Origin of the sequence: Rahnella sp. 2050 (genome assembly GCF_040544515.1) — a bacterium.
In the GTDB taxonomy this organism is placed as follows: Bacteria; Pseudomonadota; Gammaproteobacteria; order Enterobacterales; family Enterobacteriaceae; genus Rahnella; species Rahnella aceris.
Window position 1 is genome coordinate 20,851 of the sequence record NZ_JBEPKE010000014.1, and the last position, 21,308, is coordinate 42,158.

25 protein-coding genes and 2 pseudogenes are annotated in these 21,308 nt (G+C 48.4%); 17 read left to right on the forward strand and 10 right to left on the reverse strand.

Annotation, left to right across the window (positions count from 1 at the left end; translation table 11 throughout):
• Positions 1-166 precede the first annotated feature (166 nt).
• Together ABIC79_RS25050 and ovoA are read left to right on the forward strand one after the other, a co-directional pair.
• The gene (locus tag ABIC79_RS25050; protein ID WP_119262433.1) at positions 167-1,291 is read left to right on the forward strand and encodes a tyrosine-type recombinase/integrase; all 1,125 of its coding nucleotides are present in this window, start codon (positions 167-169) and stop codon (positions 1,289-1,291) included.
• Between the two features lie 146 nt (positions 1,292-1,437).
• Complete coding sequence (ovoA, locus tag ABIC79_RS25055) at positions 1,438-3,579, forward strand: 5-histidylcysteine sulfoxide synthase (protein WP_354568848.1); 2,142 nt, start codon at positions 1,438-1,440, stop codon at positions 3,577-3,579.
• Between the two features lie 298 nt (positions 3,580-3,877).
• On the opposite strand, the gene ABIC79_RS25060 is transcribed toward ovoA, so the two are convergent.
• Positions 3,878-4,045, reverse strand: a complete 168-nt coding sequence (locus ABIC79_RS25060; RefSeq protein ID WP_013577820.1) for a YhfL family protein — start codon at positions 4,043-4,045, stop codon at positions 3,878-3,880.
• Positions 4,046-4,550: 505 nt separating this feature from the next.
• Here ABIC79_RS25060 and ABIC79_RS25065 point away from each other — a divergent pair.
• Together ABIC79_RS25065 and ABIC79_RS25070 are read left to right on the forward strand one after the other, a co-directional pair.
• On the forward strand, positions 4,551-5,981 hold the full coding sequence (locus ABIC79_RS25065; RefSeq protein ID WP_240433062.1) for a tannase/feruloyl esterase family alpha/beta hydrolase: 1,431 nt from the start codon (positions 4,551-4,553) through the stop codon (positions 5,979-5,981).
• 420 nt (positions 5,982-6,401) lie between these two features.
• On the forward strand, positions 6,402-7,268 hold the full coding sequence (locus ABIC79_RS25070) for a helix-turn-helix domain-containing protein (RefSeq protein ID WP_119262436.1): 867 nt from the start codon (positions 6,402-6,404) through the stop codon (positions 7,266-7,268).
• Positions 7,269-7,332: 64 nt separating this feature from the next.
• Here ABIC79_RS25070 and ABIC79_RS25075 read toward each other — a convergent pair whose 3' ends face one another.
• Positions 7,333-8,112, reverse strand: a complete 780-nt coding sequence (locus ABIC79_RS25075; protein ID WP_119262437.1) for a (S)-acetoin forming diacetyl reductase — start codon at positions 8,110-8,112, stop codon at positions 7,333-7,335.
• A 229-nt stretch (positions 8,113-8,341) separates the two neighbouring features.
• Here ABIC79_RS25075 and ABIC79_RS25080 point away from each other — a divergent pair, with 229 nt between their 5' ends.
• The 3 genes and pseudogenes from ABIC79_RS25080 to ABIC79_RS25090 form a co-directional block, all read left to right on the forward strand.
• A complete protein-coding gene (locus ABIC79_RS25080; RefSeq protein ID WP_119262438.1) occupies positions 8,342-8,755 on the forward strand; it encodes a hypothetical protein in 414 nt (137 codons plus the stop codon).
• Positions 8,756-8,913: 158 nt separating this feature from the next.
• Positions 8,914-9,102 carry a hypothetical protein gene (locus ABIC79_RS25085; RefSeq protein ID WP_013577816.1) on the forward strand — a complete coding sequence of 63 codons (189 nt, stop codon included), beginning with the start codon at positions 8,914-8,916 and terminating at the stop codon, positions 9,100-9,102.
• Positions 9,103-9,711: 609 nt separating this feature from the next.
• Positions 9,712-10,377 (forward strand): annotated as a pseudogene (locus ABIC79_RS25090) (porin); the annotation flags it as partial.
• An 80-nt stretch (positions 10,378-10,457) separates the two neighbouring features.
• On the opposite strand, the gene ABIC79_RS25095 reads toward ABIC79_RS25090, so the two are convergent.
• The 6 genes from ABIC79_RS25095 to ABIC79_RS25120 all read right to left on the reverse strand — a co-directional run bounded on the left by ABIC79_RS25095 (position 10,458) and on the right by ABIC79_RS25120 (position 14,161).
• Positions 10,458-11,582, reverse strand: coding sequence for a site-specific integrase (locus tag ABIC79_RS25095; protein WP_112198713.1), 1,125 nt, complete (start codon positions 11,580-11,582; stop codon positions 10,458-10,460).
• Positions 11,566-11,808, reverse strand: a complete 243-nt coding sequence (locus ABIC79_RS25100) for an excisionase (protein ID WP_013577813.1) — start codon at positions 11,806-11,808, stop codon at positions 11,566-11,568. The genes ABIC79_RS25095 and ABIC79_RS25100 overlap by 17 nt, the downstream gene beginning before the upstream one ends.
• 199 nt (positions 11,809-12,007) lie before the next feature.
• Entirely contained in the window at positions 12,008-12,304 is a 297-nt protein-coding gene (locus ABIC79_RS25105; RefSeq protein WP_013577812.1) for a DUF4406 domain-containing protein, read from the reverse strand.
• A 1-nt stretch (position 12,305) separates the two neighbouring features.
• Positions 12,306-12,797, reverse strand: a complete 492-nt coding sequence (locus tag ABIC79_RS25110) for a hypothetical protein (protein WP_354568853.1) — start codon at positions 12,795-12,797, stop codon at positions 12,306-12,308.
• Positions 12,798-12,927: 130 nt separating this feature from the next.
• Positions 12,928-13,755 (reverse strand): YfdQ family protein, encoded by an 828-nt coding sequence (locus ABIC79_RS25115; protein WP_112198716.1) that lies wholly within the window; start codon positions 13,753-13,755, stop codon positions 12,928-12,930.
• A gap of 34 nt (positions 13,756-13,789) precedes the next feature.
• Complete coding sequence (locus ABIC79_RS25120) at positions 13,790-14,161, reverse strand: YfdP family phage-associated protein (RefSeq protein ID WP_112198717.1); 372 nt, start codon at positions 14,159-14,161, stop codon at positions 13,790-13,792.
• Between the two features lie 841 nt (positions 14,162-15,002).
• On the opposite strand from ABIC79_RS25120, the gene ABIC79_RS25125 reads away from it, so the two are divergent.
• The gene (locus ABIC79_RS25125) at positions 15,003-15,239 is read left to right on the forward strand and encodes a hypothetical protein (RefSeq protein ID WP_132964301.1); all 237 of its coding nucleotides are present in this window, start codon (positions 15,003-15,005) and stop codon (positions 15,237-15,239) included.
• On the opposite strand, the gene ABIC79_RS25130 is transcribed toward ABIC79_RS25125, so the two are convergent.
• A complete protein-coding gene (locus tag ABIC79_RS25130; protein WP_223509640.1) occupies positions 15,217-15,375 on the reverse strand; it encodes a hypothetical protein in 159 nt (52 codons plus the stop codon). The two genes, ABIC79_RS25125 and ABIC79_RS25130, sit on opposite strands and share 23 nt — an antisense overlap.
• 163 nt (positions 15,376-15,538) lie before the next feature.
• Positions 15,539-16,213 carry a LexA family protein gene (locus ABIC79_RS25135; RefSeq protein WP_223509638.1) on the reverse strand — a complete coding sequence of 225 codons (675 nt, stop codon included), beginning with the start codon at positions 16,211-16,213 and terminating at the stop codon, positions 15,539-15,541.
• Positions 16,214-16,287: 74 nt separating this feature from the next.
• On the opposite strand from ABIC79_RS25135, the gene ABIC79_RS25140 reads away from it, so the two are divergent.
• The 9 genes and pseudogenes from ABIC79_RS25140 to ABIC79_RS25180 all read left to right on the forward strand — a co-directional run.
• A complete protein-coding gene (locus ABIC79_RS25140) occupies positions 16,288-16,491 on the forward strand; it encodes a Cro/CI family transcriptional regulator (protein ID WP_112151554.1) in 204 nt (67 codons plus the stop codon).
• 19 nt (positions 16,492-16,510) lie between these two features.
• The gene (locus ABIC79_RS25145; RefSeq protein ID WP_354568857.1) at positions 16,511-17,017 is read left to right on the forward strand and encodes a YmfL family putative regulatory protein; all 507 of its coding nucleotides are present in this window, start codon (positions 16,511-16,513) and stop codon (positions 17,015-17,017) included.
• A 183-nt stretch (positions 17,018-17,200) separates the two neighbouring features.
• Positions 17,201-17,425, forward strand: coding sequence for a DUF4222 domain-containing protein (locus tag ABIC79_RS25150; RefSeq protein ID WP_354568859.1), 225 nt, complete (start codon positions 17,201-17,203; stop codon positions 17,423-17,425).
• On the forward strand, positions 17,382-18,317 hold the full coding sequence (locus ABIC79_RS25155) for a phage replication protein O (protein ID WP_354568861.1): 936 nt from the start codon (positions 17,382-17,384) through the stop codon (positions 18,315-18,317). The genes ABIC79_RS25150 and ABIC79_RS25155 overlap by 44 nt, the downstream gene beginning before the upstream one ends.
• Positions 18,318-18,322: 5 nt before the next feature.
• Positions 18,323-19,003 carry a replication protein P gene (locus tag ABIC79_RS25160; RefSeq protein WP_234300474.1) on the forward strand — a complete coding sequence of 227 codons (681 nt, stop codon included), beginning with the start codon at positions 18,323-18,325 and terminating at the stop codon, positions 19,001-19,003.
• Positions 19,000-19,857 (forward strand): phage N-6-adenine-methyltransferase, encoded by an 858-nt coding sequence (locus ABIC79_RS25165; RefSeq protein WP_200227902.1) that lies wholly within the window; start codon positions 19,000-19,002, stop codon positions 19,855-19,857. Before ABIC79_RS25160 ends, ABIC79_RS25165 begins: the two co-directional genes overlap by 4 nt.
• A complete protein-coding gene (locus ABIC79_RS25170; protein WP_200227904.1) occupies positions 19,854-20,012 on the forward strand; it encodes a hypothetical protein in 159 nt (52 codons plus the stop codon). The genes ABIC79_RS25165 and ABIC79_RS25170 overlap by 4 nt, the downstream gene beginning before the upstream one ends.
• A 65-nt stretch (positions 20,013-20,077) precedes the next feature.
• Positions 20,078-21,022 (forward strand): DUF968 domain-containing protein, encoded by a 945-nt coding sequence (locus tag ABIC79_RS25175; RefSeq protein ID WP_354568864.1) that lies wholly within the window; start codon positions 20,078-20,080, stop codon positions 21,020-21,022.
• Between the two features lie 14 nt (positions 21,023-21,036).
• Positions 21,037-21,213 (forward strand): annotated as a pseudogene (locus ABIC79_RS25180) (antiterminator Q family protein); the annotation flags it as partial.
• Positions 21,214-21,308: the final 95 nt, after the last annotated feature.

Below are 21,308 nucleotides of genomic sequence, written 5' to 3' on the forward strand. Positions count from 1 at the left end.
ACACAACGGCTGGCTCACCATAATTCCCCTTCATAATCGCTCTATTTTTCGTTATTAGTGATCTGTGTGACTCCAGACTTAATAGGTCTGGAGTCATAAACCTTTTGCCTAAGATCCTCAGGCTTGTTATAACTCCGGCCTGTGATTTTTGAGGTGAATTGGGCAGATGAGTAAGATCGGATCCGTAACAATAGTCGAAGGAGATTTTGCTGCCGGAAATGTTGGTCAGCATGTTTTGGCTTATCTGCAGAATGTGAAAATGACACCGCTTGCCAAACTGGATGATTTTGATGAGGAGGGCAATGCGACGGTCGGGCAGGTGATCAATATCTGGATCCGGCTTTCACTGATCCTGACACGACGTCGGCCAGAAATTGCTGTTTCATCCCTGATGAAACATGTGTTGCCAGTGATCGGCGAAGTGCCTCTGAATAAAATCACCCGTTTACGACTGAACCGTTTGTTTAATGTACTGCTGGCGGACGGGAAAGTTTCAGAAGCAAAACGGGTATTCGCGCTTTGTAAGCAATTTTTTGGCTGGGCAGAAACCCAGGGATATCTGGCACATTCGCCACTAAGTACCATGAAGCGCCGCGACGTCGGCGGTCGGAATACCCCGCCACGTGAACGAACGTTAACCGATGCTGAAATCTGGGTTTTCTGGCATGGCCTTGATTTATGGGATATTTCTGAACAATGTCGCTGGGCATTGCGGTTGTGCCTGCTGACTGCACGACGACCAGATGAAGTGGTGCGCGCCAGAAAAGATGAGTTTCATTTGCAGATCGGCATCTGGCGACAGGGTACGCGAAATAAATCGGCCCGTGATCACAGCCTGCCGCTGACGCCATTAATGATCACCTGCATCAATGCTCTTCTATCAGCCAGTCCGAAACACAGTCCCTGGCTGGTGCCTTCACCGCTCGATGCACAAAGGCCGTTATCACGCGGTGCGGTGACACAGGTTATACGCCGCCTGCTACGCGCGGAACGGGGGCCGGGGATTGATGCTTTTACCACCCGCGATTTACGCCGTACGGCGCGTTCCAAGTTATCCTCCCTGAATGTGCCGAATGATGTTGCGCGCAAAATTATGAATCATTCGCTTGAAGGGATCGACCGTGTTTATGACACTCACGATTATCTGCCGCAGATGAAACAGGCGCTGGAAGCATTTTCTGACAATATTCAGGGCATCATTGATGCACCAGATTACTACGATTTACGTCATCATTTTGAGGGCGAATCTCTGCATGTTCGTGAAAGTTCGCTGTTGTTTATGGAGAGATAGCGAGCATAGGCCCGATTTTAAGGTTATGTTAATGTCTGACGATTGAGAATATAAAGCCGGTAAAAACCAGACCGGGAATAAGCCAAAGATGTGACCTGCTACAATTGTGTATTGATTTGGCAACGCAAGAAGACAGAGGACTAATAATGCTTTCAACACAAAACAAGGCTATCGGGTTGCCAGAACCGACGCAGACCATTTTGCTAAGCACCGGAACAGCGGAAGAAAAACGTCAGGAAATTCGCGATTATTTCATTCAAACCTGGGAGCTGTACGAGAGCCTGTTTGATTGTCTCGCGGATGAAAGAGCCTATTTCAATAAGGTAATTTCGCTTCGCCACCCGCTGATTTTTTATTTCGGTCATACCGCCACTTTTTATATTAATAAGCTGATGGCTGCGGGGCTGATTCCTCAACGTGTTGATTCACACATCGAAGCGATGCTGGCGATCGGTGTGGATGAAATGAGCTGGGATGATCTCGACGATCAGAACTATAACTGGCCATCTGTTGTTAACTTGCGTCAATACCGCGACAAAGTACGTGAAGAAGTGCTCGGTATTATTGACACCATGGCGCTGAGTTTACCCATCGGATGGGACAGCCCTGCCTGGGTGATTCTGATGGGCATTGAACATGAGCGCATTCATCTGGAAACATCCAGTGTATTGATCCGTCAGTTGCCGGTGGAATGGGTTAAGCCACAATCTCACTGGCCGGTGTGTGGAATCGCCCGTCATGACCGCAACAGCGTACCTGATAACACTATGCTGGCGGTGAAAGGTGACATTGTCACGTTGGGTAAGCAGGATGATACCTACGGCTGGGATAACGAATACGGCACATCTCAACAGAAAATTCAGGCATTTAGTGCCAGTAAGATGCTGGTCAGTAACGCTGAATTTTATACTTTCATACAGGCGGACGGCTATCACGATGCCCAGTGGTGGGACGAAGAAGGGCTTGGCTGGCGGGATTTTGCGCGGGCTGAAATGCCCACTTTCTGGGTGGGTTCGCCCCGGGAACCTGAACGGCTGAAACTTCGCCTCATGACGGAAGAAGTGCCGATGCCATGGGACTGGCCTGCTGAAGTTAATCAACTGGAAGCGGCAGCATTCTGTCGCTGGAAAGCGGCGCAGACCGGTGAATCAGTACAGTTGCCGACTGAAGCTGAATGGATGATTCTGCGTAATCAGGTGCAGGGTGATCAGCCAGACTGGGAAACAGCACCGGGAAATATCAACCTCGCATGGTGGGCATCATCCTGTCCGGTTGATCATTTCGAACAAGGTGATTTTTATGATGTTGTGGGGAATGTCTGGCAATGGGCGTCTACGCCGATCAGTGGATTTGACGGCTTTCGTGTTCATCCTTTATATGATGATTTTTCGACGCCAACATTCGATGGTAAACATTCCATGATCAAAGGCGGAAGCTGGATTTCAACGGGCAATGAAGCGCTAAAATCTTCGCGTTATGCTTTTCGTCGCCACTTTTTCCAGCATGCCGGTTTCCGCTATGTGATTTCCAGCCATCAGGAAGTGGTGAAAGTGAATCCTTATGAAACTGACGGGCTGGTGGCGCAGTATCTTGATTTCCAGTACGGTCCGCGTCATTTCGACGTAACGAATTATGCGGTTCAACTGGTTGATATTGCAGTTGAAAATACAGTTAATCGTGGCAGGGCGCTGGATATCGGGTGTGCTACGGGACGTGCCAGTTTTGAACTTGCGCGTCATTTCGACTCTGTGGTTGGAATGGATTATTCCGCGCGATTTATTGATGTCGCTCTGGCTCTGGCACGCGGTGAAGCCTGTCGGTATGTAATCCCGGAGGAGGGAGAACTGGTGGATTATTGCCAGGCTTCGCTCGCTGATGTCAATATCTCAGCAGAGCAGACAGTGCGGGTGAATTTTGTGCAGGGTGATGCCTGTAATCTGAAGCCGCAGGCGGAATTATACGATCTGGTCCTGGCGGCTAATTTGCTGGATCGACTGCGTGAACCTGCACGTTTTCTGACAGATATTACGCCAATGATTCGTTCTGGCGGCTTACTCATGCTTTCTTCACCTTACACCTGGCTCGAAGAGTTTACACCGAAAGAGCACTGGCTGGGCGGGTTCCGGGAAAATGGTGAAGCTGTTACGACGCATCAGGCTTTGAAACGTTTGCTGGCGAATGAATTTGAAGAGGTTAGGAAACCGACAGATGTTCCGTTTGTGATCCGTGAAACGGCGAGGAAATTCCAGCATACCGTAGCGGAAGTTACACTGTGGCGTAAGCGGTAAATTCTCTATTTCTGAAAGAGGTTAATGGTCGCTTATGCGGCCATTTTTTTATCCGTGCTGATGGAGGCTGGTCAATAAATCTAAGACACGTTCGTCCTGAAGAAATACAGAAGACACTTTTGGTTAAGTTTTTGGTGTTTTTGATTTATCTGGCATATGTATGTTGTAACTAAAATTGGGCTCGTATGATCTTATGGCTTGGTAATGAAAAAAGGGGGGAACGGTAAAAATTATGAATTCAGGCGTTGCAGAATAGCAAATGCCGGACACAAAGGTCCGGCATGACAAAACCCGCTACTTATTTCTCTGCCGGACCACAACCCCCGATCATTTTAGAAATTGAAATCGCAGGGTGCAGCAAATAAGTATAGTCACAATTTTTCTCTTTATTAAAAACGCTACCGGTACAGCCTGAAAGTGTCGTAACTACCGCAGCGAGGAGAGCTAACTTAAATAAGTTTTTCATATAAATTCCTTTTTAAAATAGATGATTATGTATATAGGCCGTCATTTTAAATTCAGGCAAACGCGAATATACGCTTAACATCAATAACAGGCAAATAAATACCCATCACTGCGCATTTTTAATATTACCCTGCCTTGCTTTATTTTAAGATATTCATTATTAATATGTTTATAAACTTAATGATGTCGGTAATTTTCCGAGAGATTAATATTCATCAGATATATAATTAATGCATAATGTGACCATTTTTTTAAACACTCAATAGTCAAAAGGCTTCTTTCACAGGTCATTTAATGACAAACTGCCGCTACTTAGCCGCCGGAATGAACGTTGTCTGATGAAAGCTCCCTTCTGCCTCTGCTTGCTTATGCTGTTCACCGCTACTGTTTTAGCTGCTCCTGAAAAAGGCCTCACCGAAGCACAGTGCGTCGCCTTAAAAAATGTGCATATCAATGCAGACGCAATCGGGCTTCCGACAAGGGGGGCGCGGGTCACCACAGTGGCAATGGCGGGCCATCCGGGTAATCAACATTGCAAGATTGAAGGGCAGATCAGGCCCGTCGATCTCAACGCGCCCGATATTAATTTTCAGCTTTACCTGCCACTTGACTGGAATGGTAAAGCCCTGCAACTGGGTGGCAGTGGTTTTGACGGCGCGATTAAAGACGCTGATACAGCACGTCTGGCGCCGGCAGCAACACCTGGCGCAATAAAGCAAGGTTATGCCACGTTTGGCAGTGATTCAGGCCATCAGGGCGGAGTATCCGATGCTTCCTTTACCCTTAACGGGGAAGCCTGGGATAACTTTGCCGGTGCGCAAATCAAGAAAACACACGATGTGGCCGTTGCCTTGATCCAACAGGCTTATGGTCGAAAACCTGCTCACATGTATTTTCAGGGTAATTCGCAAGGCGGCCACGAAGCGCTTGCGGCGATCCAGCGTTTCCCGCTTGACTATGACGGCGCGATTGCCATTCATCCGGTGTATAACGTCGTTGAACTGCACATGGCCGGGATCAGTATCGGGAAGGCAATCTACAACACGCCGGGCGCGTGGATTTCGCCGGCCAAAGCCGCACTGATTGCCAATGCCGTTACCGGTGCCTGTGACAAACTGGATGGTCTGGCTGATGGTGTAGTCGCCAATCCGGATGCCTGCAGTTCGACATTTAAACTGGCTCATCTGCGCTGCCCGGATGGGAAAGATATGGGCGCCAACTGCCTTTCAGATACGCAAATCGCGCTGGTCCAGATGCTTAATAAACCGGTGCCTCTGGGTGTCAACCTGCTAACTGGCGATCACTTTGCCCCATGGCCAATTTTACGTGGTGCAGACGCTTCTGCGTTGGTCAGTGTTTTTGGTTCCGGTGCAAACAAGCCAAAACCAGAAGCCAGTAATATCATTATTTCATTCCCTTACATGATGGGCGATCAAGCTGTCCGCTACGAAGTGATGCGAGATGCAAATTACGACTCTCTTCAGTTTAATCCCGCAGCCCATGAGACGAGGCTGAAAGAACTGGCGGCACAAATCGATAATGATAGTGCCGATATTCACACTTTTGTGCAGCATGGAGGCAAACTTTTACTGATGCATGGCACGGCGGATATGGCTGTTCCGCCGGGAAACACCGTAGCGTATTACGAGAAGCTGAAAGCTGAATTTGGTGAGCAAGAACTTCATCAGTTTGCCCGTTTCTACCTGGCACCGGGTTTCACGCACAGCAGCGGGGCATATCGGGTGAGTTGGGATTCATTAGGAGCCCTGGATAAATGGGTTGTTCATGGGATAGATCCGGGTCAGCAAGTGATGATTGATACAAACAAAGCAACTGCCGGGCGCGAAATGCCGTTGTGTGATTATCCGTTATTCCCACGATACAACGGACAGGGTGACACGAAAATGGCCTCCAGTTTTACCTGTTCCGCCAGATAATATTTCTCATATTCACTTTTCTGCCTGCCTCGGCGGGTATGCTTTTACAGGAGATTGCAAGTCATTTACCTATATAAATTCACAGGTGAATGAGCGTTCTCAAATAACTTGAACATCCGTTCAAGTCTTGGCATTATCCTCAGCTATCTACTTTTCTTCGGTTACTCCTGTGGCTTATCTGTGTAAAGCAGCATGGATGCCATGTCACGCCTGGAAACGCTCGGGCTGAGCGCAGGCTGTGCAGAATACAATCTTAACCGCGCCATCGAAAATGAGCTTTACGCCTGCCGAACGGTATGTGAGGAAACCTCTGATGTTTAAAAAACGTTAGCCAGAGCGCGGATGCCATTGTAGTGCATATGATTTCAAAATCTGTCGCGTCCTAATCACGCGACTTTATTGCAGCACAGGGAGTTCATTTTGCAGAGCGAACAAAAACCTGATTTTCATGATGATTTGATCAAAGAGTTACTCTACTGGATCGAAGTCAACTTAAGTGATCGTCTGACCATGGAAAAAGCCTCAAAAAAAACCGGCTATTCACCATGGTATCTTCAGCGTTTGTTTAAAAGTAAAACGGGTTACGCACTAGGTAAATACATTCGTGACCGCCGTCTCACGATGGCTGCTATCGCGTTGCGTCTGACCAATATGCCCATCCTCGATATTTCGTTGTACTACTCGTACGATTCGCAGCAAACGTTCACCCGATCGTTCAAGAAGAATTTCGCCGAAACTCCCGGTACGTATCGCCGCAATGCATCATGGACCATGAACGGGATCACCGCGCCGCTTACCGTCGATGAGTTTCCGCAGCCGGAATATGAAATCGTAGAGTTACCGGTGATGGCGTTTGAAGGGGAGACGATCTCGCATTCTTACCCCATTGAAGCCTTATTCAACAGTAAGAATCACGTTCACCGCGCGGAGTTGCTGCGTTATCTGGAAACACCGGAATCTCTACAGGCACCGGTCTGGGGATTGTCGGACTGCCGGCCTGATACGAATGATGAAGTGGCGAATGCGTTGCAGATGGATTACACCGTGGCACATCAGGTACACACCAGCGACAGCCACAACATCCTGGTTCCGGCCAGCCGTTATCTGAAGATCAACTATCCGTACGATCTTAGCCGGTTGAACGATTTTATTCTTTATCTGTATTCTGTGTTTTTGCCTACGCTGGGTCTTGAATTTATTATGCAACCGGACCTGGAGAAGTACTCGCGTGAATCTGCGCTTAAAGGCGTGACCTGCGAATACTATATTCCGCTGGCCACGCAGTGATCAGGTAGAAAAGAGAAACAAAAAAGCCCCTCGTTATGAGAGGCCTGACGGGCGGGAAAGGGGATCAGTTGAACACCATACCGCCGTCGATCAGCAAAGCCTGACCCGTCATGTAATCAGAATCCGGCCCGGCCAGATAAGAAACGCAAGCCGCGACATCTTCCGGCTCAGAAAGGCGTTTCAGCGTAATATTCTTGGCGAATTCTTGTGTACCATAGCCCGCCGGTTTTCCGGCTGCCGCTGACACCTGACGGTCTATTTCTTCCCACATCGGCGTTTTCACAATCCCAGGACAGTAGGCATTGACAGTAATACCCAGCGAGGCCAGGTCACGCGCTGCAGTTTGTGTCAGCCCGCGCACCGCAAATTTACTCGAACTGTAGATCGCCAGTTCAGGGTTACCCACATGCCCGGCCTGTGATGACGCATTAATAATTTTGCCGCCATGCCCTTGTGACTTGAACGCTTTGACCGCCGCCTGAATGCCCCAAATGACACCTTTCACGTTGATATTATAAACTTTATCGACGATTTCCGGGGTGATGTCTTCAATCAGTGTCGTCGGCGCAATCCCGGCATTATTAACGATGACGTCAAAACCACCGAGTTGCCTGGTGGCCGCTTCTACGGCAGCAAAAACTTGCTCCCGGTCTGAAACGTCCGCCAACTGAGCAATGGCTTTACCACCGGCATGATTAATTTCTTCGGCAACTTTTTCCGCTGTTTCCCCATTAAAATCCACCACGGCCACAGCAAAACCATCCTTCGCCAGACGCAGTGCAATCGCGCGGCCGATCCCCTGACCACCACCTGTCACTAAAGCCACTTTTCCATTTTTAGACATACGACTATCCTCTATGTATTCGGTATCTTCTTCAGGTGCTGCGCGCAAGACACGGTCTACCCGACCCGGTGCCGTTGCGTGAGCTATCCACTGGTTTACGCCTGCCGCTCCCAATGTGCAATTGTTAAGCACGGTCATTAACTTTTTCTGATTTGGTCAAACGCAAATGGCTGTTCCTGCCAGCAAGTCGTTTAGAATGGCATACGTGTAAGAGAGTAAGGATGCAGAAATGACCGGCAATAATATTGTTCTTTTCCGTGAACGCCTGACTGCACTGGTGCGTTCATTACAGATTGCGCCTGACGTTGCCGAAAATCAGGTACTGGACCGGATGGCGCTCTGCTTTCGCAAGTTGCTGAATTTTTTCGCTGAAAACAATGAACTGACGCAGCAGGTGTTTTTGCTGCCACCTCTGGCGCAAGAGACACAGCGTTTGCTGATCAACCTGATGGCAGAAAACCTCGTGCAAAATCAGCAAAGCAAACTTTTCCGCAAAGAAATTTCTGCCGTCATGCTCGCGCAATGTTTTACCGGCATGCTGGTACAATTCGCGCAAGATCCCGCAGATCCGGCATTACGTCATCAGCAAAGTCTGGCCTGTGCAAAACTGTTCTGCGAAGGCGTTTGGCTGCGGGAGTTATAGTTCAAAACTTCATAAAGAAAGCAAAAATGGTTGGTTCAGTTTGTCGTTCATAAAAGGTTTACTACGTTCATTCCCGCGGCAGGCATCGTTTGCCACGATTTTGAAACCAGCGTTAAAGAAAGCTTTGATTTTAAAGCTGCGATTAACCGGAGGCCTGTATGTCAATCACTGTACACACTGCTGAGCGCCGTTCGCTATGGCAACGTATCACGCACCGCAAGGTCAGTTATCCACCAGCGGAGAGGGCGCAGGATACATCCCGTCTGCTGGAAAGCTTTCTCGCCACAGGCTGTCTTTACGGTATTGATGTGGGGAACAGTGATCCGGCCTGGTTTCGCCGCTCCTGATCGTTATATCCGTTTATTGCGGTTCAGTTACTGGAACGAGCTGTGCCATGAGAGAAGCCTTCTCCTGAAATTATGTGCTGTACCCTGAATAGCCGGTGTTTCCGCTGCGGATAACGCAACCGTGACATCTGTTATGCAGGTTGTTGTGGAAAGTCTCTCTGACCTCGTCGTAGAAATTTTAGTTCTCTCTCATTTGTTGAGCCCATAACTTTCGCCGGTTATGGGTTTTTTTATGCAAAAAAAAGCCCCGCAGTCAGGCGGGGCGACATACTAACGCCGTTAACAGGGGTAAAACGGCGACTAAAAAAAATATAAGTAAAACCAAGGAAGGGTAAATAGGATTGCAGTGATGATTCCACAACCCGGAAATAAAGTACCACAGAAAAATATATAATTATAAATACATATTTTATATGAAATTAACTATAACATTCATTCGAAATATTGATAATACCGACAGAAATAATTAGTAATAAATAATAAAATTAAAACCGATAATTTATCTACAGAACCACGGAACTCTGTAGGTAATATTAATACGAGTCTGACTCATTGAAAATACATATATAATAAATTCAAATATCCAATTAAATGATAAAGGAATACATCATGAAATTAAAAGCATTGGCACTTATTATCCCGGCATTACTGGTTGCAGGCGCAGCTCATTCCGCAGAAATATATAATAAAGACGGCAATAAACTGGACCTGTATGGCAAAGTTGATGCACGTCACCAATTTTCAGATGATGCAGGTCAGGACGGCGACGTAACGTATGTTCGTGTAGGCTTTAAAGGTGAAACCCAAATTACCGATCAACTGACCGGTTACGGCCAGTGGGAATACAACGTCCAGGCTAATAATTCTGAAAGTACAGGTACATCAGGCAACGCCACCCGTCTGGGCTTTGCAGGTCTGAAATTCGCTGACTTCGGTTCATTCGATTACGGCCGTAACTACGGCGTTGTGTATGACATTGAAGCCTGGACCGATATGCTGCCAGTGTTCGGCGGCGATACCTACACCTCTTCTGATAACTTTATGGTTGGTCGTACTAATGGCGTTGCGACTTACCGTAATACAGACTTCTTTGGTGAAGTAAAAGGCTGGAACTTTGCACTGCAATATCAGGGTGCGAATGATGGCGATAACAACAGCGAAGACATTAACTATACACCAGCAGGTGAAGGCACGAATAATGGCCGCGACGTTCGTCATCAGAATGGTGATGGCTATGCTCTTTCTACCACTTATGACTTCGGTATGGGTATCAACTGCTAACTAACTATTATTTAAGAGTAAATGTTCATCCCTGCAAAACTCCTGCAAAATTCTTCTGCAAAACGGCATCTTAATTAAACAACAACTTCCTTCCAGTCTTTCCCCCGGTCGTCGTTATACTTCTCCGTCATTTGACTATTTTTATGTCCAAGTAAAACTTGCGTGTTTATTCCTTGCTCTCTGAACAAGCGTTCCGACAATGACCTCTGTTCATGGAATGTTGGAGGATTCTCTCCCTCCCACAGCAGACCACTTTTATCTCGGGCTTCAGCAAATCCTTTTGAGAGTGTGCTTTTAGTTATCTGCCCACCACGGGTACAGTTTCTTCGTGAACGGTGATGATGCAAGATCCACTGACTCAAAACAGAATCTCGGCATTCAGCTATGACATCCTGAAGAGACAGTCCCAACGCCTCACATTTCAAAGAAAGGGGTATAGCTACTTTAGCCCCGGTTTTTTGCTGAACTACATGAAGTTTGTCATCCCAGATATCAGTAAATTTCAACTTTGATATATCTCCTATCCGTTGGCCTGTAATTAAGGCCAATAGCATTGCCCTGGGAATATGCACCGGTAACGTTAATGCAGCCGAATAAATGGCTTTCCATTCATCAAATGAAAGTCTCTGTCGTGAAACTTTTGCCCGAGGTTGTTTTGTTGCCTTCGCAGGGTTATAACCAGCCGGAACTTCACCTGCATGCTGAGCTTCTTTGAATACATCACTTAGATTCGAACGCACCATCTGCGCCATCCTTCCCTGACCTTTTTCAATGTAAATATCGAGGATCCCAGCAATATCTCTGGCACCGACTTCCGACAATGGTTTTATCCCGCAATGAGAAATTAATGCTCGTAAAGAAGGTTCCCGCAATTTCGCTGTATCGGGTTTTATTTCACCAGCTTTAACCCTTTCTAGCTGAATCGCTCTGTATTTATCAACCCATGCATTGGTAGTGATGCCTTTATTCACTTCACGGCTAATTTCATTTCTTACTCTCAGGAGATTTGCCATTTTCCTCTGATTGAGTTGCATATTCGCATCTATTGCGATTGCTTTTGCCTCCTCTTCGTTGTCCCCCAAACCGTGGAACTTACCTGTAGCTGGATGCTTGTAACGCCAGTAAACCTTATTGGTTCTGGCGTCCAAGTAGCACGACAGCCCGGGAATATTCACGTTATATTTACGTGGACGTGCCATCTTCGAGAATCCTCATTAAACGTGGATCTATATCCTTGTTGATCACAGGCTTCTCAGCTATCCCAATGAAACGCGCTGATGCTTCAACACGCCAGCACCGCCCGGCTTTAAAGGGCAGGGGGTATATCATTCCATTTTTCGCATACCTCATCAGCGTTGGTCTGCTAGGTATTGGCGCGGAAAACTCTTCGAGAGCCCATTCATCAAGCGTTAATGTTCTCGTCATATATCACTCCACACGTTTAATTATAGCCAGCTGCACACCGGTTTACTGACTGACCCGAAATCGGCCGTAATATTTTCCAGCTCGCCACCAGAGCATTTTCATACCTGGCGGCACTGCTGGCGAAAACTCAACCGGAACAAACCACAGATTCAGCATTCTTTTCACGCAAAACCGCCTGACGAAATGTGAACGGGTTGTCTCAGCCATGGCTTCTTTCCCTCTGTTCGATTACTTCCAAACCCAACTTTAAGGCCAGCGCATGTTCAGCTCTGGCGCCTGCGCTGAACTGCCAACCGGTAAGCAGGTAAATCGCTTCGGCGCGTTGCAGCATCGTCAGGCCGATAGCCATGTAATCAGCTTTTGTTAGGCCATCAGGCATGATTGCCGGATTCAGTGGCACATGCTTTTCAAATGACAGGTTTATAGCTGCCCGTTTGAAAGCAGGGCGGTTGAAATGTGGCAGGCCTGTCATTGGCCCGGCGATATAAACTTTCATTTCAGCCCACCCTCGTAGCCGTGCGCAGTACCTGATAAATCTGGTGTGCGATAGTGCGTTCATTACCCACAGGGCAGGCTTTGAAATATTCATAAGCGGCGGTGATCGCCACCTGGTGCTTTTCCAAAAAGTCGGTTTTAAGGCGCGCAATTTCGGCTTGTTCTTCAGTATTGCGGCGGAACCAAACGCTATAAGGGCCGTCCTCGGTATCGTGAATTGAGGCAAGGAACCAGCCTTCACCGATTGGCGGAGTAGGGTTCCACGCAGAAACATCAGCTTCGCCTGCTTCATAGGCGGCCTGAATATCGTCAGCTGCTGGATCGGCATCAAGTGACAGGGTATAAACCTCGACACCCTGAGCTTTTGCCCACGCTTCAAATTCGCCTGGCGCTGGGTATTCGTTACCGTTGGCCGGTTCGAAGAAATCAGGGTGAGTCCAATATCCCAAGTTATCGGCATTGCGTTCTGGTGTGACCGGTTGAATAAGTTTCATGGCTGCATTCCTAAATAAGTGATTTCCAGATTTCGGCGTGAGCGAATCCCTTGCCAGCATTGGCAATTAAATTTCAGTAATAACGATTCACTAAATGCCCCAGTGGACCAGGGCATTTAAGGCCGCGCTATCAGGCTTTGAACTCTCCGATGAATGTTTCTACTTCAACGTCGGTGAAATTGGTTTCGAGCAGCTCGCGGAACTCGGTCGCCATCAGTTCTTCAGCCGTTTCCAACTGCACGATGCGCAGAACCAGCACCGGAGCATTGCCGCCGGTCAGTACGCTGTAGCGCAGGCGGAATCGGCGTTCTCCCAGCCCTTCATATGGCACGCACTTAAATTCGAATGCCGCAGGCATGACTTCTTTGCTTTTTGCCTCAACGCTTTCCATCACTGAGCGCTTGGCGCCGAAATCACTATCTTCATGGTCCGCAGAACTGGATGCTTCGATGGTAATTTTACGGACGCCGCCGATCGCTTTCTTGATGTCCAGCACTTCTCCGTCAGCGGTGAAAGCCATCAGGAATTCAGACCAGTCTTCGAGCCACTCGGCCAGATCCTTCTGTGAGTTTTTATCGCCATTGATGTTCAGCAAAGCCTGGAATGGCGCAGTGCGTTTCAGTTTCAAAACTGCGATGTTATCTGCGTGACCTGGTGCAGTCAGAGTGCCAAGGTTAAACACAGTCACCGCTGCCATGTTGTCAGCATTAATGAAGCTGCGGACGCCTTCGCCTGCGTAATCTTTGCAGTAGCGGGAGAAATCCTGAATGCTGGCGGTTTCCATTTTCCCGCGGAAGCGGAACCGGCCATCTTGCAGGTTTTCAAGCGAATGAATACGGACAGATTCAGGCAAAGCAACAGCAGGGCAGTCTGCTGAAGACAGGCGTTCTTCCAGCAGATTAGAAAGGGACATATCCCGGACTTCTTTGATTGCTGATGCGTCTAAAACTTGAGACATAACAATCTCCTTTTATCGGATGGTTAAACGATGCTTATCGCGCGTCACGGAGTTTGCCGTCAGGATCTCCGGCGATGGTGAACAATTGGCCCTGATCTTCCTGCATGATGGTCAGCTTGCCGCCTTTGCCCACGTACATAGGGGTTTCGGTAGTGTCTTCTTCCGACGTTTTTCCGCGAGGCGTAGGTGCTGAGAACTTCAATTTGTGAGCCAGCATCACGCGTTTTTCTTCCATCGAATTACTGATTCGGGAAACATCAATCTCGATGGACACTTTGCCTTTACCACCGTTATTCAGAACACCCAGAGCGGCAGTATTCAGCGCGGCGGCGATTTTGTTTTCGAAAATACCGGCGTCCAATTCGGAGAGAAACTCCGGGACGTTGGTCATACGACTTTCAGCCATTTTCATGCCCTCATTATCGCGGCGCACACCGCGGGAAATTACTCACACACATAGACAAGGGCAGCCGGTAATGCACAGGGCGTGCTTGGTGGGGCCAGCGAACCCTTGTCTATGCCTGCGAAAAAATTGGCGGTGGTCATGATCAGAACATTATCTTCGCTCCCCCTGATGTTGGATGGTTGAAGAGTCATGCCACCGCCGAATACAGCTACACACAGCAATTATCGAGGTTCCACGTCGATCTGATTGGGCGGCGGGAGTCGAACCCGCAATCGGGTAGGGAACCCGACCATCACCTGATGCTGGCCACAACGGAGAGAGCGCTATCTGGACTGTAGGATGTTGAAAGCTTTGCCAGCTTGCTCACCGTCAGTGCTCTTTACGTTATGCACTCATTCAAGAATCTAAACGTCTGCTATACTTATCATTGGAATAAGAAAATTCTTAATAATCTGATTAAGATCATCACTTATCCATGAGTTAAAAATGCCCGATATAAAACTTATCTGCGAAAAATGTAATTCTGAGAGATTCAATGTCACTTCTGACGTCGTATTCTCTGAGACTATCTCCTCCATCGTATGTGCAGTGTGTAAGCATCCAGTTAACGTTCGTGAAGTTGTAACCTTCCGCGAAATTCCATATCTGACGCTAGTCCCTGACTTACAGAACAACTAATCCCTAAACATCGGCAAGAACACTTTTCAACTGTGGTCATGAGTGACTTCGGTTGATGAGCTCCTCAACCCCAGTGTTCTTGCCGTTGTATGCCTGGTCACTTCTCCACCTCAGGCGGCGGTGTTATCTTGGTAGTTCTCACACAGCCAAGAAGGAAATGAAGGTGGAAAACGCTTCGACTAATTTAGTCACTTTAGCCCGTAGGATTGAAGCTCTTGAGAACGCATTCACGGTAGCGCTTCATTCCGTTTCAACCGCCTTACCCACAGTAAAGAGCGACGTCATTGAAAATCTAAATCGTCATGCTCAAGCTTATAAAGGTAAGGATCCTGCCGTTGCCTCGGCAACCAAGTTGCTTATTAACCGAATTGAAGCTTTCAATCCGAAGATAAGAGATTAATTTTGGTAATCTCGCCGCCTTCCAAAAAGGCGGCCACTTGGTGTGCATGCTTTTGCAAGATTTCAGAAACAGTTTCTTCAATTAACTCTTCATTCGAAGATCCCGGACCAATAATTTCCGGTTCTTGCTTATCCATCCTGATACCTCATTAAGCTGCTGCGCTCTTGCCGTTGTACTGCCGATGAATTTAGTTTAACTTTTCAAACTAAAGTGTCAATACAAAAGTTCGTATTATTAAACAAAAAAGTTTAAGGTGAAAAAAAACCGGCCAGAGCCGGTATTTCGTGAAGTGGAATTGGTTACATCAAATTCATTTCAACGCGAACGCATACGCCAATGATTTCACAATCCTCATCAAAGGGTATCGGTTTGAAATTAGGGTTAAGTGGCATCAGGTACATGTTCGGACCATCAATCGCTAATTTTTTTACGGTCGCTTCGTTTGAACCACTAATGCGCGCAACAACTATGCGTCCATTTATTGCCTCAACATCAGGATCCACAATGACGATCGAGCCATTAGGTAGGGAAATACCTTGGCCGGGTGGGCTATCCATAGAATCGCCAGATACGCGCAGCGAAAATGAGTAAGGAGATACTTTCGCAGTGGTTTCAATCCACTCAGTCACGTCCTGCAAGTGCCCCTCAACGATTTCTTTCCAGGCTCCTGCCTGTACTGATGACAATAACGGCACACGGCGGCGCAGCTCTGGTCCAGGTGTTGCGTTTCCGATCGACTCTTCGATAAGTCCGCCTTCATATAACCAGCGTTCAGTTACGCCTAACACCTCAGCCAGTTTACTCAAATAGCGTGCAGACGGCTCAGTGCCGCCGTTTACCCACTGGCTAACGGTTCCTTTCGATGCGCCTGTAGCGCTCATTAAATTAGTGCTCCGCAACCTCAGTAGCTTCATACGTTGGTTAATGCGGTCGCTCATCGTTTCATTTTTCATGTTTAAAGAATTAAACAACATAAGGTTTAATTTCTTGACTATTTTTAGTTTGAAACATTAAACTTTGCATTGTTGATTCTTTATCTGGAGGTGAAATGTTTAAACAAGATTTAGTCGCACATTTCGGTACTGCGACTGCGGCAGCCAAAGCACTGGGGGTTTCAAAATCAACCGTCAGTCTTTGGAAGGATATTGTGCCGTGGCAGTACGCGTTATTGGCAGAAAAAGCCACAAACGGTGCTATCAAATACGACCCAACTCAATACGAAAAGACTACCACTGCTGGCATACAGCCATAACTACCAAAGGGAAAACAACATGGTAGATCTGAAATCAGTAGTTAAAACGATGTGCAAAGCCTATCCCGGCGGTCGGTCTGCTATGGCTGGCGCGTTGGGCATGACTGAAACGCAGTTCAACAACAATTTGTACGAAAAGAACGGCTGCCGGTTCTTCGAAATTGCCGAGCTGGAAGCGATGGAAGACATCAGCAGCACCAATCACCTGGCGGATTACTTCGCCCAGCGGCGCGGTGGCTTTTTCGTTGAAATCCCAAATCGCGATGAGCTGGACCACGTTGACCTGTTTATTAAGGGCGTAAAGGTAGCTGCAAAGAGCGGGAAGGTGGATCAGCAAATCAACACGTCTATTGCAGATGACGGCGTGATTGATCAGAAAGAGAAGGCCGAGATTATGGCACTGCATTTCAAGCATTTATCTGCGCGCGATGAGTATGTGAAGTCAGTGGTGGCTTTGCATGAAAGGGTTGACGCCTCAGGAGTGCAGTCCCGAGGCGTCGGCGCATTAAAAACGTGTGTGGAGTAATTAACGCATGAACAGTTTACTCATAAAAGCTGGCGTCCCGCAAATGCGCTGTAAAGCGACTGGCGGCAACAAACAAGCTTTGTCGTACGAAGTGATGGTATCGAGCCACTGGGTACCGTGCAACTACCAGATCGTCCGGTGGTGGGTAGGTTACGTCAGGGTGAGAAGCCGGAAGGTGACTGCATGTCTGAAGAAATCCAAACGCTGGACAGGCACTACAAAGATTGGCGGGGCGTTGTGGTACACGTCGTGGGCTACGACAGAGCCGGAGACCGGGTTATCTTCCTGCGCGAGCAGCAGGGCTACAAACCTGAATGTGCCAAGCCCGTTGAACTATTCAAGTCGCGGTTTGAGAGGGTAATTGATGAGCCTGTTATTACCATCGCGCCCGATAGTAGTGATTCCTGAGCTGGTTATGAAGCTCGGGCTGAATGAGGCCATGCTGTTGCAGCAGGTTCACTACTGGGCAACTGAAACAAACTCTGGCGTTGATCATGATGGTCGTCGCTGGATTTATAACACCATCGAGGAATGGCTTGAGCAATTCCCATGGATGTCCGCTTCAACCATCAAACGCGGCTTCGCGTCCCTGAAAAAGCAAGGTTGTTTGTTCATAGAGCAACTCTCTGATGATCCGAGAGATATGACGAATTTCTACGCAATTAACTATGACCATCAGGCTCTTTTAGATGAGGTCAAATTGACCCCATGCAAGAGGTCAAAAAGAACCAATGCAAAAGGTCAAAATGAACCGTTGCATCGTTCCAAAAAGACACCTTGCAAGAGTCCAAAAAGAGCCGCTCTTCATACAGAGAGTACTTCAGAGAATACAACAGAGATTAACACCCTTAGTCCGGCCGCTCCGCAGCCAGACGACAGCACTGACCAAAATTTCTTGGTCCTTCATCCGGAAGCCGTGGTGTTCGATGCCAAAAAACGCAAGTGGGGCAGCGCTGATGACCTGACCGCTGCCGAATGGATTTGGGGAAAAATCATCCGAATGTACGAACAGGCTGCTGAATGCGACGGCGAGATTGCTCGACCGAAAGAACCGGACATGACGCTTTGGGCAAATGAAGTCCGCCTGATGTGTACTGCCGACGGGCGCACCCATAAACAAATCTGCGAACTGTTTGGCCGCGCTAACCGCGACACTTTCTGGTGCAAGAACATCCTGAGCCCGTCGAAACTCCGTGAGAAGTGGGATTACCTGACACTTAAACTTAGCGCTACCGTCCCAACTGACACCTCTGCTGGCGGGCACTGGAACAGCGCCGAAGCATGGGAGAACACCCTGTGAACAAAATGATGATGGCAATTCAAAATCGGGATGCCGGTGTACTTGCGCAGTTGATGCCCAAAGATAAACCTCAGCGCGTCGTGAACCCTGATGCCGAGAAGATGGTCGATACGTTGTTCGCCAACCTGATGCTGATTTTCCCTGCTGCCCGCCAGACCGCACTCAACAGTTCGGTGGACATCGCAGCTGCGAAACGGCAATGGATCCTGGCATTTGCGGAAAACGGCGTGACTTCGCTGGAGCAGGTGAAAGCCGGTATGCGCATCGCCCGCCAGCAGGAAACGGACTTCTGGCCGAGTTGCGGCAAGTTCATTGGATGGTGCAAGTCCGGAGCCGCAGAGAGCGCTGGCCTGCCGTCAGTGGATGATGTGATGGATGAATTTAACCGCTATAGCGCAAGGCGCGGTGACTATAACTCACCAGCGGACTACCCTTGGCCAGCGCCGATCATGTACTGGATTGTGACCGACGTTCGCCGAATCATGCTGCAGAACAACTATACGGAAGGTGAAGTGAGAAAATCGGTACAACATCAACTGAATACATGGGCGAAACGCTTAGCTAAAGGCGAAAAAATACCGGCCCCCGTAACTCAGTTGGCAGCGCCAAGTAAACCATTGGGACAGACTCCAGCACAGCTGATGTATGCCGAGTATCAACGTAAGAAGCGGGAGGGGTGGTTATGAGATCTTATTCCCTGGCGCTTTCTCAACAAAAAGAGAAAGAAACGCACTTCTTAAAGGATGTTGGGGATCAGTGGCGGACGCCTGATGCTCTTTTCTGGGGAATCAATGCCATGTTCGGCCCCATTGTTCTCGATCTGTTCACTGATGGCGAGAATACTAAGTGTCCGCATTTTTACACTGTCGAAGACAATGCCTTGAGTAAGGACTGGTCTGCTCATCTGAAAGAGCTTAACGGTGCAGCCTTTGGCAATCCGCCGTATTCCCGCGCAAGGCGACGTGAAGGGCAACAGATCACTGGTATGAGTCATATTCTCAATCATACTTTCAAGATGCGTGAAAAGGGTGGCCGATATGTATTTCTTATAAAAGCGGCTACGTCAGAGGTCTGGTGGCCAGAGAAAGCTGATCACATAGCCTTCATCCGTGGGCGTATAGGATTTGAACTGCCTGCGTGGTTTGTCCCTGCCAATGATAGACAGATACCTTCCGGGGCGTTTTTTGCTGGCGCCATAGCAGTGTTTGATAAGAAATGGCGAGGACCTGCCTTCAGCTATATCGACCGTGAAGAATTGCTAAGGCAAGGTGCGCTATTCCAAAACCACATTCATACCAAGCCCAACAAACTGCAGGCACCAGTCAAACAAATCATTCCAGTGCTGGAAACGGCCAACGGGGGATGGACAGAAGAGGTTGACCGGCTTTTTGATAAGTTATCAAGGGCATCTGAGCTTAATCCTCAGTTGCAGAACAAGTTGCGTCTATACATCAATCGCCTTAAAAACGACGGTTTCAAATCTACAGAGATTCTCAGTACAGCTCAAACACTGGCCCGTAAAATGGGAGCAACAGTATGAATGAACTTCAGAAAATCTGGCTCGATGCTTACCTTGGTTACTTGAAAGCCGCATCAGCAACTGGCGAGTATTGCCCGTCTGATTACGACAGCGCGCGAGAACATGCGGATGCTGTGCTGAACAGCCTGTTTAAGGCTGGGGAGAGGGCTGAATGAGAGCACTCTTAAAGCCATATCCACAGAGGGATTTGGGGATTGTGCTATTACGGCCGCCAGGTGACATGCTGCAGCATTTCAGCGGCAAACGGCTGCTAATAACCGATGAACCGGCGGATCTGCGCAGGGCGGCGGACGGTTTGGTACCGGAGGAGGCTCAGCCACTATCGCGAGATCCGCGCCTGTCTGGATTTCTGGCCTCAGAGCGAGTTATCAACCTTGTCGGCGGGTGGGGTGCGCTAACATTGTGGGTTAAGCGTAACCGAGGCTGCCAGTGCACTGATTTTGGCGGTCAATATCATCACCATGAACTGGTGCAGTCTCGCCGTGCGCGTGGTGTTGTGTCTCTTTGTTGGACCCATGACAACGAATATCACGGAAAAGAATCGGTAAAACTCGATGCCGCAGCGCTGTCGAATACCACTGAATTTGTGACTGAGGCTATCCGCGAGCTTTCTCGATTGTCAGCCGGACATCAATTGACCCTGCCAGAACTTTGCTGGTGGGCAACGAGTAAGGGGCTGGCGGCGCAACTGCCGGAGGAAATCATATGCGAAGCGCTTGGCATGAAATACCAACCTCCGGGCACGCAGTTGAAAGAATCCGACATCAACCCCAGCGAACAAGATCCTCGGGCAGTGATGGTGAGCAATATCAAACCGGTGCTGGCGCTGGCCGTTGATCCGGAAACTCCAGAATCTTTCATGCTTCGCCCGAAGCGCCGCCGGTATGAAAACACGAAATACACTCAATGGGTAAAGCGCCAGCCGTGCTGTGCCTGCGGTAAAGGGTCCGATGATCCGCACCACATCACCGGCAATGGATTTGGTGGAATGGCAACAAAAGCGCATGACATGTTCGTGATCCCGCTGTGCAGACGGTGTCACGACTCACTTCATGCGGATACCCAGGCTTGGGAATCAGAACACGGTACTCAGGAATTTCTGGTACTGAAGACATTAGACCGCGCGCTGGCAACTGGTGTTATCGCTACCGCCAAGCAAAAATAAGTGTGGAGAGAATAATGCGTGATATTCAGGATGTATTATCCCGTTGGGGTGTTTGGGCAAGGGATAACAGTGGTGTAGACTTTTCGCCAATAGCGGCTGGTTTCAAAGGTCTTTTACCTCCTTCAGGAGCGTCGGCGCTCTCCTGCTGTGATGATGACGGATTGACTGTTGACGGGTGTGTATTACAACTATGACCTGCTCCCAGTTGATTAGTACACCCCGATGTTAGTAATGTCTTCATAAGCCACATGAGGACATCCCCATGAAGAAGCGTTTTTCCGACCAA